The following is a 14,445-nucleotide window of genomic DNA, read 5'->3' as shown; positions in this document are numbered from 1 at the left end:
TGACCGTCGCTGTTTGCCCAGCGTTCGGCCCACTCAATTGCTTGTTGTCGACGTCGCGGCGTGTTTACCCAGCCAGGTGTGCAGCAGCGCGAAGTTCAAGGAGAACTCGGGCATTTGCAGCAAGGCACCGCAGAACACTTCGCCAATGATTTTCTGGATCAGCTGCACCGCCCGCGGGTTGTTCAGCAGCGTGGCGATGTCGTGGCTCAATACGTTGAAGCTCCAGACCTTCTGGTTCAGGTCCAGGCCGACGAACCAGCGGAACAGCAGGTTGTAATTGAGCTGTTCGTAGAGTTGCTGCTCGCTGGGTACCGAATAAAGCAACTGCAGCAACAGGATGTGCATGACCGTTTGCGGGGCTATGAGCATGCCGGGCTCGGCGTTGAGGCCGTGCAGGATGTCGCGGTGGGCTTCGAGCAATTCATCGATTTGTGGGCGCAGCAGCACCAGTGAATGGCCCGGCGGGATGTAGCTGGTCACTTCTTTCAAGGCGCCCTGCCAGTCGTCCTGAGACACGATCCAGACCCACGGCGCGCCGTAGCGATAGACCGAAACCGGCTTCTTGCGCGCGGCTTCGACGATCTTCGACAGGCGCTGATCGAGCTCTTGCATGCCTACTTTCGAGTAGCGTTCCATAGTCCCCATTGCCTCACTCCCGGCTTCCCGCCCTCGGCTGGAAAAGTGGCCTCGCGGCCCCCTCAAGCGCGTTACATAGGCATGACCGGAATGGCGATGAGCTACCGAACTTTTGTCATAAAAGCTTCATTACAGGAGGTGGGAATTGCGCGGAATGTTCTGTGTACACCAATAAAGTGTGGGAGCGGGCTTGCTCGCGAAAGCGGAGTGTCAGCCAAGTATTTATCTGCTGACAGGACGCCTTCGCGAGCAAGCCCGCTCCCACAGGTTCTTCGCTAGCCTTGCGGATCGAAGTTATCCAGCACCCGGTTGACGGCCAACTCACCGAGCATGACCACCGATTGAATCCCCAACATCATGTTGCGATGTGGCATGTCCATCAATCCGGCGAACTCATTGAGCATCATGCTCGCTGACGCCAGGGATGCACAGGCATTGACCAGCAGGGTTTCGTTATCGACCTCGGCGCCGACGTGGTAAATGGTGCTGGGTTTGCGCGGGGTGTCTTTGGGAATGACCGGTTTGAGGTAGTAATCGAGGTCGGCGGCTTCGTTGAGCTTTTTGGAATCCAGGGATTCGTAGGGGGATGCCGGATCGGTTTCCGGTGGGTTGGGTGTTGGTTTGAACATAGATGAAACTCCAGATAATAAAAGTGGAGCCATCACCCTCGCTACCAAACGAAGGTGGCGGCCATACGAAGGTTGGTAGACCGGTTACCTGGCAACCCGGCGCGCCCGAGGGCGCCCTACGCATGGCCACCATAAAAACAGAAGACGAAAAAGTCCCTGCATCAGGTCGCGCTGCGCGTCAGGTAAACCGGGCTACCAAACCCGTTCGCTGTTTTTCAGCGACAGGCAAACGATAGTGCCCGGACCCAAGGCGCACAAGCCGGCGGATTCTGGCGTAGTCGTAGGCAGCGGCGCAAGGATGTGTAGCCTGAGTGAGTATCTGGAAGTGTCGTTTAAACAGTGCTTGTTTAGTGGTCTGACACCGAGCCTTGTGGTGGATGAGCCGGCCTCTTCGCGAGCAAGCCCGCTCCCACATTTGATCTCAGGCGTACACAGATAGTGTGTTCACCGAAATCCCCTGTGGGAGCGGGCTTGCTCGCGAAAGCGGTCTGTCAGTCACTTCCCTGTTGAATGTGCCACCGTCTTCGCGAGCAAACCCGCTCCCACAGTTGGACTGTGTACATCCACCAGATTTGAAAAAAAAGGCGACCCAAAGGCCGCCCAAAATTACAACGAGAGTCCTATAAGGTAAGGCTGCCCCGCTCCTCCTCAGTCAGCCGCTGCCGCGCCGATTCATCCAGAGCACCGGCACCCAGCACCTGCACCGGGCTGTTCGGGTTGTACCCGGCCTCCGGCGCCCGGCTCGCGCCATCGCGGGTCGGGGCCAATTGCTCGGAGCCGAAACTCAACACCTGCACGGTAAACACCGACGCCTGACTCTGCCGCGACGCGGCCTGCTGCTGACGCGCCACGTCTTCCGCCGCTTGAGTGGCCGACGACGCCGCGGAACTGGCCGAGGTGATCGCCCCGGTGTTCACCGAAGCGGTCATCGGCACACCGGTCGACTTGCCTTGGGTCTGAATGTTCGCCGCGTTCACCACGGTCAACGCCGCGATGTTGACGTTGCCCGACACCCGAATCCCCGCCTCGCCGGCATCGATGGTGCCCAGTGGCGCGATCAGGTCGATGTCACCCGGCGCCACTTCGGGAATCGGGTTCAACGTCGCGATCCCCGCGCCAGTACTCGGCACGGATGGCGACAGGGTCACGTTGCCCCAGGTGTCGTACAGACGCTTGGGCGGCGTGTAGACCACGGTGGTTTTCGACCCGCGACCGGCGTTGATATCGCCCTGGGCCGACCAGCCGAGAATCGAGCCGCCAAAGGTGGTCATGATCCGGCTCTGCCCCAGCAGAATGCTGTTCTGCGCGTACAACTGGATATCGCCCTCGCCCTGGGTAATGACCCCGGCGGTGGACGGCGGCGCGTTACCCTCGATACCGAACGTTTGCCCGCCACCCGGCGTCAGCATCTGGATGCCGCCGCCGAAATCGGTGTGCACACCCGCCCCGCCGAACATGGTGATATCTCCTTTGTAGGTGATCGCATTGCCCGCCACATCCTTGGTCGGGAACAACAGCGCGATGGCCTCCCGGCCCCGCAGGTAGCTGCCCTGGCGCACGCCGCCCACTTCGTTGTACTCGCGGCCACCAGCCTTGAGTTCAGCAAAGTACACGTCGCGGGCAAACACCCGCTGCTGCTCGGCCGGCAGCGCCGCGAAGTAGCTGCGGGCCTGTTCGGTGTCGCCGCTGAAGCCGAATCGTTTCTCCAGCCAGTCAACCAGTTCTGCCTCGTAGGTCTTGGCGACTTTACCGTCCTGGTTCGCCAGGGGCACACCGGCCATGGCCTGGTTCGCCGGGTCCAGGTACGCCTTGACGAAGCGCTCGTAATCCGCCCCGTTGAGGCCTGCGCCGGCTTGCAGCACCAGGCTCGCGCCAGGGCGCGAATCCCCCGGCACCACGGCGCCGATACTGGTGATGCTGACCTTGTCGTCCATCAGGATATTGCGCCCGGCGGTGATTTCCAGCAGGCCGGGACCGGCGACGTTGAAATTGCTGTAGAGGATATCGCGCCCGGCTGACACGATGGAGATGTCGGTGGGGTTGTTATGGATGAAAAGGTTGCCGGCGCTGGTGTAATTCCCCACGTCGGGGTTCTCATTCAGAGACCCGCCCAGCGGTATGCCGCTGCTGACAATGTCTCGCCCAGCCATCATCCGTACAGGTCCGGCGCCTTCGTATGCGATTCGCCCCGGCCATCTGCCCGTAGGGACTGATGTCATCGACCGCCCAGTGGCGACTGCCAGCAAGTCACCTTCAAGCGCATAGAAGCGAGCAGGATCGACATTAAGGGCCCATTCGCCGGAAGCGCTGCTGGTATCGAAGGCAAACAGAGGCAATATTTTCGCACTAGGGCGAGCGGGGTTGCCATCGGCTGAGAGATTACTGGCCTTTATGACGAAACCATCGACAATACCGACAAAGGCTGGCCGCAACGGCGTCGCCAAGGCAGTCGATGCAGCACCGGAGCGACTGACCGACATATCGCCGCCGTAGATGGAATCGCCGGCCATGAATTGCAACTCACTGTTGATGCCAGGAGCGAGCAGCAGGGCTGGGCGATTGTTACCGTTGTAGCTTGTTCCAAATGCTGAGGATTTCCCATAGTAAAGGCTGCCACTGGCCGCCACAGCTCTCAGGATAGATGGATAGACCACCGCCAGATCCGTTGGGATACTGAAGGTAAAAGGCGTCAGGTTGCCTCCCGACGACCACAAGTCGACCGCAGTATTGGCCGTCCACAGCGTGAACCAGCTCAGGCCCGATCCGTTAGTCGCACCATTTTTGAAGGGCGACCCACTCATCATCGGCGCCCGGCCCGGGTCGGCGACGTCCATCACGACAAGGTCGCCCGAAGTTGTCAAATCAAAGGTAGCGTCGCCCGGCATGAGGGTCAGTCCACCCGTTGCAGATCCTCGTGTGGACTTGAAGGAATCGTAGGCCCGAGTTTCTCCAGGTGATTGTGCTGAGGCAGCATTGCCGTATTGGAGGTCGACTCGACCGATGGCGCCGCTGTCGATCTGCGCGTGCCCCCGCAGGTTGATGACCGCGCCGTTCAGATGCCCGCTCGCGAACAGGCTCTCGGGGTTCAAAGCACCACCCACACGCATATTGAGATCACCACCGCCGGTCAGTTGCAGGCTGCCATCAGCGCCTACGCGCCCGGTGCTGCCCACGGCAAGCACCAGTCCTTGACTGCGGCGGTTGCTGCGCGGCTCAAGAAGACTCCCCGCCATTTGATCGAGCACACCAGCATCACCCGCCACTTGAACATTCAGATCGCCCCCACCCAGCGTACCGAAGCCGGTAAAACCAACCATCAGGTCAGCATTGACGGGATCCTGCGCAGCGGTGTAGCTACCAAAGTTGATCCACCACGCAGATGGTTGTGCCCCGGTACCCGTGGCGACTGAACCGTTGCCTTGACGCCACAGCCAGTTACCGACGTTGACCGTGTCGTAGCCGCTGTCGAGCAGGTTGGGCCGCCCATAACTAACGCTGGAAACATCCATGGCATTGCCGGTCAGGTTGCCACCGACCTTCAGGGTCAGGTTACCGCCAGAGTCAGGGTACCAAGCGCGATAGACACTGTTGACGCCGCCGTCCACGAATTGCTCGTTTTCACCTGTATCGTCATTGAGTACTTTACCTTCTGCACCCAACGCCTTGGGCTGATTGTACGGATCACCAGCGTAGGTCGCGCTGGCCGAGCTGCCGGCGGTGTAGACCCCGTACAGCGATTCCATTTTCAAGTCACCTGCCGATAGCAACTCAAGGTCTGCCGTGCCGGTGCGAATGACACTCCAGCGCTGACTGCCCGGCTTATATCCGGGGGGACCATTCTCTTCACAACGAGACGGGTCGTCGATGCACAGATTAGGATCGCCGAACCCAACAAAGTCCACGAGCTGCCCCGCCATGCTGGTGTCACCAAAAAACTCCAGCGATCCTGCTTCGCTCCACACCATATTTGGCACGCCAAATACACCGTAATGACTATCAGCCAAATGAAGATCACCACTAGCCAATGCGGGCTTCACGACCCGACTGTCCGCCGCCTGCGTATCGGCGCCCGCCACGAGGCGCAACGACCAGGACTGCGAGCCCTCTGCCAGCATCGGTGCGATGGCCCAGTTGCTCCCCGCCACTTCCGGACGCAACTGCACCGACTCGACACCGGCCGGCAGTTTGATGTCTGTACCTGAAGGAATTTTCGAACCCACACTCAGTGCCAGGGGGCCGTTGAGACGCAGGACGTTGGTCAAGCCATGGGTCGCGTCCGCAATGCTTGGTAAGGCAACGCCTTTAGGCCAGATCAGGCTGCCTATAGTTGCGCTGCTGCCCAGCAGGCTACCCGCCCCCAGCACTGTGCCCGCCTCAAGGGTCTGGGTCGAAGCCAACAAAGTGCCGGCCACGAACAACAGGTTGCCCGAGGCGTCATGCACCGCCGCGGCCAACACCGTGCCGGCGGGCAGCACCAGCGGCTGATCAAGCGTCGCGGCGACCGGCAGACGTGTTCCCGCAGCCAGGGTGGCGCCCTTGAGCGGCACGTCGAAGTTGAGCACCGAGCCCGCCGGAAACGCCGTGTCGTCCGCCAGGGTCACGCCGGTACCGGGTACGACGATATCGCCCGCCGCGAAATCAATGCCCGGCAACAGCACCCAGCCCTTGTCATCGTTGCTGGCCGGTGGCTGGGCAAACCCGTCGGTGATGCTGCCGTAGATGTTCAGGTCGCCGCCAGCGCGCAGAGTCAGCGCACCCGACTCACCGGAGCCGTACACGGCGGTTTTACGAGTATGCGGATTCACACTGGCGTAGCGATAACCAGACAGGTCCAGGTCACCCCTCACCACCAGATCACCATCGGCCGTCGCGCTGACGATCTCCACACCGGGCCGTAGGTGGAACACATCGGCATATCGAGCGTTGTTCAGACCGGCGAGTTTACGTTGCATCAAATCGCCGTTGGCCAGCGCCGCGTTGATGAAGGCAATACTGTCCTGGTGCTTGCCATCCAGGTACGCCTGGTCGATGACCTGATAAGGGCGTTCGCTGGCCGCCGGATCGCTACCGTAGGTTGCGTCGTTGTACTGCCACGTACCGTTGACGGCAATCGAACGAGCGCCCTGGATATCCAGGCCACCGCTGGCGTCGATGGCAATGTCGCCCTGGGTCGGAACCGAGCCGGCACGCCGTGCATTGAGTTCCAGCGTGCCACGGGCACGACCATCGTGCTTCCCGGCAGGCGCTACCGTGCCATGACGCAAATCGATGCGTGCACCGTCGGCCAGGGTCAGCACGCCGTTGCGGGAAGTCAGGTCAACGATGGCACGGTTCGGCGAATCGATGATCTTGCCGTAGCTGTCCACCCGCAGACGGCTGCCGTGGGCATCGAGCACCGCGTTGCTGCCCAGGGTCAGGGAACGCCCGGCCGCAAGCCGGATGCTGCCGACTCGCTCGCCGCTGGCGTCCACCGTGCCGTTGACCAACAGACTGCCATTGTCCAGGGACACGTTGATGGATGAGGCCTTGAGTTCGTTGCCGATCACCAGGTCGCCTTGCTTGAGCTGGAAGCTGCGAGAGCCGAATACCTGCCCGTCGTTCAACCGTTGGTTCAACGCCGCGAACTGCTCGCTGAGGCTACCGTTGCCGCCCAGGCGCTGGGCCTGGATCTCCACGCCGCCGGCCAGGTACGGCATGTCGGTGCCCCCGGCGTCATATTCGCCCGTGCTGCTGCCGAGAATCCGCCCCTGCAAATCAACGATCCCGGCGGCCTCGTCCAGGGCCACCGCACTGAGCCGGCCAGCCTGGTTGTTGCGGGCCGAGAGGTCGATGCTTGAACCATCCGCCTGGCGGATGTTGCCGCTCTGGCTTTGCAGGATCACCTCACCACCGGCGCTGTAGCGTGTCACATCGTTGAAGGTGACTGCGCGGCCAGCCACGTCGATCAGCGCCTCATCGGCCAGGGTCAGGTCGTCCGTCGCGCTCAGGGTCAACTTGCCGCTGGGCAGCATCACCACGCTGGCAAGGTTGAGGCTCGCGCCTTTGATGGACAACTCGCCCCCAAGCCCGGAGACAGTGCCCGGCTTAGCGCTTGTTCCCGTTACATTGACCGCGCCGCCTGCGGTGATGCGGTTGACCGAACCGGCCTCACCGGTCAGCAACGGGGTAAGGATATTCAGGTTGCCGCCGCTGTAGGCGTAGCCCGTTTTCGCGTCATAGGCCCCCTGGCTTTGATACACCGCCAGGCTGCCTTTGTGGTTGGCCGTCAGGCGTTCACTGGCGCTGAGGTTGACGTTGGCGAATCCCAGGGCAAGGCGGTTCAGGGTGGTGACCGAGCTAGGCTGGGCGAAGTCACCATAGCCGAATTCGATGCGCTGGGCCTGGATGTCCAGGCGACCGGCACCGGTACCGGCCCCACCGGCAATCACCGAACCCGGCGCGCCAACGGCACCGTTCCAGATCAGGTTGGCGGTGCGAATGGTCGCCACGTCGTTGGCGCCGCCGGCGCCATAAATGGCCGGGGTACTGAGCATCAAGTTGTTCAGGCGCGACTTGCCTGTAGCAGGATCATAGGTGTCGAGACTGACGGTGCCGTAGAAGTTCAGCGCCTGACTGGCCGACAATTCGAGGGTTTCCAGGGCCGGAGCACCGTATTCGGTGTCCCCGCGCAACAGGCGATCGAGCACGGTCTGGCTCAGGGTCAGACCGGCAGGCAGGACCTGGCGCGTCGCCGCGTTGCTCAGGGCCTGGGCGGTGCCGACGTTGATGTTGCTCAGGGCCAGGGTCAGGTGACGGGTGCCATAACGCACCTGGTCGTCCAACTCCAGGCTGCTGCCGGACGCAGCAACGATGCTGCCTTCGGAGTGAATCCGGGTCACGCCGCCGCACGGCGTCAGGCTGCATCCGCCGATGTTGACCGTGCCGGTGGTGCCTGACAAAGGGGCCAATACATTGAGCAAGCCATTGGAGGCGGCCAGCAAGCTGTAGTTTTGGTACGTCACATTGAGATTATAGATAAAACCATCACGGGCATCGTAAGCGGCCTTGCCCCGTCCGATGGTATTGATGGCGGCGCCTTGTTCCACCAACAGTTCGCCACCATCGGCCAGGAGGAATACCTCAGGCGCCGACAGAGTCGCACCTTCACGCAGCGCGACACTGCGGGACACCCTTTGCGGCGTGATGTAGTTACCACCCTGGCCATAGAGCACCGAAAACTGGCCGCCGATCACTTGGCGTGAGGCATTCAATGCATTGAGGCTTTCGGCATTGAGGGTCACCCCCTCGAAGCCGGCCGTGGCCCCTCGCCCTTCGGCAACCACTTCCAGCGCAGTGCTGTTGCTGCCGACCACCGCAACGGTGCCGCCGTACCCTCCGGTCTGAGGTGCGAACTTGCCAATGCCCTTGAAGGAGAAGGCTTGATCTCCAGCGCCCTTTGTCAGGTTCAACTTCAACGTCTTGGCATCTATCGGCAACAGGGCCCTGGGAACGCCCAAGCGTGCGGCGTCGGCCACGGCAAACTGGGCATAGCTGGTTTCGTTGTATTGCGAGTAACGACGCAGCACATCGCCCGATGTCAGAATGAGCTGGCTGGCAATGCTGTTGCGCTGCCCGGTATTGGCCACCGACAGCACCCCGGCGGCGGTCCACGAACCGTTGCGCATCTGTTGCGCGCCCGTTGTGGAGCCTTGCCCCGCCAAGCCATTGACCTCGACCCGGAACGCACCCGGCAGCAAGGCATAGGTGGACGGCATCAGGGTATAGGTACCGGCAGCCAGCCCGGGCACACCGGCACCTATGGTGATTTGCTGGCCTACTCTCGGATCTACCGCGCCGCCTTCGGGGGCAACCGGCGCGTACTGGCTCTGATTGCCCGGCACGATGGCATAGACCGGGTTGGTGGACAGCACCGGCAGGGTGAAACCGCCATTGGCACCGATTTGTACCAGCGGGTTGAAGCGCGCATCGGTGGAACCACCTCGACCAGAGATAAAACCGGCGCCGAGCAATTCACCGCCACCAGAGAGGTCCAGGACCGAACCCTCCTGGGCCGCCACCGACTTGCCGCCGAGAATCACGCCGATATTCAGGTCACCATATTCGGTGAGCACCGCGCCTTGCCCTAGCAACACAACCTTCTTGCCAGCGTATTGATAACTCTGGCCATCGACAGTGCCGCCATAAGGCAACACCAGCCCCAGGCCGCTGACCGAAGTCAGGCTACCCGGCAACAAGTCTACTCGAGCCGATACACCCGCCAAGCTGTCGTTTGTACCGATTTCAAGCAACCCCAAAGGTGCACGGACAACACCACCTTGTTCGATCTTAGCGCTACCCAGCTGCAAGCGACCGAACACCGAATAAGGCACTTGAGGTGCTACCTGTGTGGTGCGTCCGATGACCAGGCTACGCGCCGGATCATAGAGAATCATGCCGCTACCGGGTTCAGTGCCCCAGCCATATCCTGCCAATATCCGTGCGCCGACCCCGGTCGCGGGATACAACTGCGCCGCTTGCAAGATCATGTCCGAAGGGGTCAGCAATTGGGTAGTGAAGCCTTCAGGCATACCGCCGCCAGAGAACCCGGCCAGGAATCGTAAATCCCCCCGACTGCTTAGCTGGACTCGGTCGAAACCGGCGCGTTCCAGCTCGACGGTACTGCCATCGGCCTGCCTCAGCGTGCCTTTGCCGCTAAATATCACACTGCCCTGTACATCCAGCAGGTCTGCGTTAACGGAAAACACTGCCTTGTTTGCCAACAGCGACACACCGCCGCCCTCGACCGCTGGCCGAGTATACCCGTCCATATTCGGTCGAGCGGCCGCCGGCCCGGACAGCAGCACATGGGAGGCATTGAGTTGGACCCGGGTATTGGCTGGCGCGTTTGCGCTCGGCCCAAAGCTGCGGGCATACAGACTCAGGCTTTGGCCGAGAGACAGTGACACGTCGCCATCGACGTTCAACAGGCCATTGCTCAACAAGGCAAGGCTGTCGAAGCCGCCCGACTGGACCTGATCCACGCCCAATCGGCCGTGACCGTAGACAAGTGAATCCACCGAGGTCTCGACTGTGTCGCCCAGCAGGGTCGCCTGGGCGTTTTGCCCCAGCACCAGCTCACGCACCTGTAAGACCCGGTCACTGACCGCATCGTTGCGGTAATACGGCGTTTCCAGGGCTACTGACAAACTGCCGCCTGCCGCCCCTGTGCCACCCGAACGAGCGCTGAAGTCGCCGTCCAGGTACAGACCATTGGCCGATGCCAGGGAAATACTGCCGCCATTGCTCGCCACCGACGTGCGTCCCTGGCCGGGAATATCCAGCACAGCCTGGCTGCCATCCGCTTGCAGACGCGCACCGTCGCGCACCACCACGAACAATTCGGACGCTGAAGCCGATCCTTTCGCGGCGTCGATCTGGCCGCCGATGACAATCTGGCCGCCATCGCGCACCAGGCCGTAAGTCTGGCCGCGCATATCCCGGGCGGTCACGGCACGACTGGAGACGTCGATCAGCGCCTGCTCACCCAACCAAATGGAACGACCGTGGCCCTGGGCATTGACCCCTTCGCCCGCACCAGTGACGCTCAACCCGGTGAGACTGACCCGCCCACCCCACGCATTAAGGGTACCGTTGGCAGTCAACTGACCGATGCTACGCACATCGATCCCCTGCCCCGGATCGACGCTGATCACGCTGCCCTTGCCCAGGTTCAACACCGTGCTCGCCATGTCGGCGGCGCTGGAGTTCGCGGTACCGGCAGTGAGGCTCAGGCTCGCGCCGCGACGCTGGGTCAGGACGCCTTTGATCGCATCTTCCTGGTACAGCTGCGGCGTCCAGCGCTGCAACGCATCGGCCGCTTCTGCGCCGCTGCCGGTGCTCAACGCCAGCTCGCCAAAGCGGTACACCGGCATCGTCACATCGACCTTAGTACCTTCGGCCACCGTCAGGCCTTCGTTGCCAGTGATGTCATAGGCCGAGAAGCCCTTGTCGAAGAAGTCGCTGCCCAGTTGCAAGGTGCCAGATTCGAGGGGCTCGACACTGTTGCCGATCAGCACTTTATTGGCCGCCAGCTTCAAGGTCCCTCCACCGCTCACCCCGGTGCCGCGCAGCTCACCGTCCAAGTTCAAGGCGCCGTTACCGGACGACGCGCTTAGACCGGCGGTCAGGGTCAAGTCACCGCCCTTGCCGCCGCGGGTCTTGCCATCGGCCATGACGGCCGCGCCGGAGCTGACGTCGATCAGGCTGCCCTGGCCCACATCGATATTGTCGCTGCGCACGACCACGGCACCGCCGTTGATAAACGGCAGGCCCTGGCGGTTGTTGCCGTCAAGCAGCAGGTTGCTCCAGCGGCCAGCGGTGTTCAACGTCACGCCCTCGCCCAACGTGACCACAGCACGCTGACCTGTGGCGGGCGAAAGCACGACGTCTCCCATCTGGAAATTATCGGTTCTGACCTGTTTAAGCACGTTACCCAAGGCAATGCGACCGCTGCGGGCCGTCAGGTCGGCATTCACCTCGACCTGCGGTGCATAAAGCGTGATGTCGCCGCCATCGGCTACCTTGAGTGCGCCATCGACCTTGATGCCCTCAAGCGCCGCCACCTTGACTGCGCCGAGTTGGAAGCCGTTGAGCAGATCGTTATCCAGAACCAGTTTGCCTTGCCGATCAGTGCCGACCACCGAGGTCAGGTCAAGGCCCGCTGCAATCTTGTCGGCCACCTTGCCGACGGTGACCTGATCGAGCGTGGGGTTCAAGCCGCTGTTGATCACGCCGCTGGTCTTGTCGTAGATCGGCGTGTAGTTGCCCACCAACAACTGAGCCCGTCGGGCCACGGCGTTTTGCGATTGCTGGTAACCGTCGAGGTTGAGGTTCGCCGCCTGGGCCTGGCGTTCGCCCTGATAGACCTCACCGACAATCTGACCTTCCAGCACTGCGTTATGAGTCGACACCACCAGTTTGCCGGCATCGCGGCCAACGGTGTAGCCGGCTTCAAAGCGCTCGCGAGGGGCGATCAGCGGGTTGTAGTAGTATTCGGTCTGGCCCCACCGCTGGCTGTGGTCTTCGTAGCCCTTGTAGATGCCGGTGTAGAGGATGTCCCCCGGCGCCTTGGACAATTCATACAAGCGCCCATTGGGGCCCTTGAGCCAGGACTGGCGCAGATAACCGCTCTGCACATCCAGGGTACCGCCGGACAGGTTCAACTGCGCCGCCTGCTGGGTCACCACGTCATTACCGGTGAACGTCAGCGTGCCGCCCTGGGCGGCCCATTCACCCATGCTGTGACCCCGGGTGCCGAGGTAGCCGCCGACTTCCAGCAGCCCGCCCGCCGTGTACCAACGGTCAGTGGCGTAGCCGTTGGTGCCCGCCGGGACGTAGATCAGGTCACGCACGTCCACCCAGACATCGTTGTTGGTCAACTTGCCGCCCTCGCGGTTGACCGGTGCGTCGCGCTGCTCGTTGCCCTGCACGTTGACCTTGATGGAATTGGATTCCATCGCCACCTTGACACCGATCGCGCCCGACACGTCGATCACCGCGCCATCGCGCACCAGGCTGCGACCGGCGGCGCTGACCGCGACCTGGCCGCCGGTGGCCAGGGTGATGGAGCCGTTCTGGAAGTCGACACTGCCGCCACTGACGATCTCGACCCGGGACTGGTCGCTGCGGTCGACCACGCTGCTGAGGTTGTTGAATTGGCCGGTGATCAGGTTGTTCGGCGTGCCGTCCAGGCCGGCGGGCCCGGCGTTGTGCTGGCTGTCCAGGGCGCTGCCGCCCGCGGCATCGAGCAGCACCGCCGTGGCGCTGCCCTGCCCCAAGGTCACGCTGCCGCTGCTGTCGCTCGCCGCGTTGAGCAGGTGCACGGTGCCACGGGTGTCCACCGAACTGCTGGCGACGGCCACGCCGTTCTGCTGCACGCGATGTCCAGTGAGGGTGATATCGCCTGTGCTGGCCTGGATCAGGCCACTGTTGATCACCGTGCCGGCGCTGCTCCCCGGCTTGAGCGAGGTCGCGACCTCGTTGCCACGGGTGGTGGAGCGCAGGTTGCCACTGGTGCCCTGTCCACGTCGGATGTAGAAGCTGTCGCCCGCCGCCAGGGTGGTCTGGCCCTTGGCGGTGATAATTGACCCGGCGTTCTCTACTTCGGAACCCAACAACAAGGCATAGCCGCCCCCCGCGGTGGAAGTGGCGGCGCGGTGGGTTTCGATCAGCGCGCCCTGCTGCACTTGGACTTTGCCTGCGGCGTCAGTGAAGGTCGGCTGGGTGCCGGTGGCATCGACGTACAAGCCGCGCTGGCTGAATTGCTCGTCGGTGATGTTGGCCGCCACCGCCGCCAGGTTACGCACGTTGACCTGGCTGCTGCCGCTGAAAATGATGCCGTTGCGGTTGACCAGCATCACCGTGCCATTGCCCTTGATCTGGCCCTGGATCTGGCTTGGCCGCGCCTGCGGGTCGTTGACCCGGTTGAGCACGGCCCAGTCCGATTGCTGCTGGAAATCCACCGTGGTGTTGCGGCCGACGTTGAAGGTTTCCCAGTTGAGAATCGCCTTGTCGGCGGTCTGCTCGATCTTCACCGTGGTCTTGCCGCCGGACTGGGTCTGCTGCGGTCCCTTGGCGTTGTGCCAGCCCTGGGTAAGGCTGTTGTCGACTTTAAGCCCACCCTCGCCCAGCCCGTCGGGCACGGTCTGTACCTGCCCGAACGCGGCTTGCCGCCCCGCTGCCTGGGCGGCCTGCTGGGCCGCGATGGCAGCCACCGTGTTGTTGAGGTTGGTCAGCGAACGCTGCAACTGCGCATTGGCCCGTTGCTGTTGTGCCAAGGGTGGCGGCATGCCTGGCTGCGCGGTCGTGGGCCGCCCCGCGCCACCGGACTGGGATGCGCCCTTGGCGGCAAACCAGGCCGAACTGAACGCCGTCGCTGCGTGGGCATTGCCGGCCACCATCAGCAGCGCAATGGCCTGGGCCAGCGGCTTGAGCCGCAACATCGACAACTCGCTGTCGCGACGTGGGACGTTCAGTTTCGTCTGAGGTTTGCAGCGCAGCATCCTACTCATCCTTTCGGTTTGCTCTAAGGGGGCGCAACGCAGTGCTATCAAGCTGCCAGCGTTGGTTATAGGGGATAGGCAGTTACAGCCGCTCGGGACCGAACGGATGTCATGAAAATTTCATGTAGCTGTGTTGGTCG

3 protein-coding genes are annotated in these 14,445 nt (G+C 62.4%); all 3 read right to left on the bottom strand.

What is annotated here, in order from left to right:
- Positions 1 to 33: 33 nt before the first annotated feature.
- On the bottom strand, positions 34 to 645 hold the full coding sequence (locus tag IC37_RS31060) for a transposase (RefSeq protein ID WP_030131571.1): 612 nt from the start codon (positions 643 to 645) through the stop codon (positions 34 to 36).
- A gap of 266 nt (positions 646 to 911) precedes the next feature.
- The gene (locus IC37_RS26235) at positions 912 to 1,265 is read right to left on the bottom strand and encodes a DUF6124 family protein (protein ID WP_030131572.1); all 354 of its coding nucleotides are present in this window, start codon (positions 1,263 to 1,265) and stop codon (positions 912 to 914) included.
- A 620-nt stretch (positions 1,266 to 1,885) separates the two neighbouring features.
- Positions 1,886 to 14,305, bottom strand: coding sequence for a filamentous hemagglutinin family protein (locus IC37_RS26230; protein WP_030131573.1), 12,420 nt, complete (start codon positions 14,303 to 14,305; stop codon positions 1,886 to 1,888).
- Positions 14,306 to 14,445: the final 140 nt, after the last annotated feature.

The organism is Pseudomonas sp. QTF5, assembly GCF_000512695.2.
Classification (GTDB): domain Bacteria; phylum Pseudomonadota; class Gammaproteobacteria; order Pseudomonadales; family Pseudomonadaceae; genus Aquipseudomonas.
This window is presented reverse-complemented; position numbering and strand designations above follow the sequence as displayed.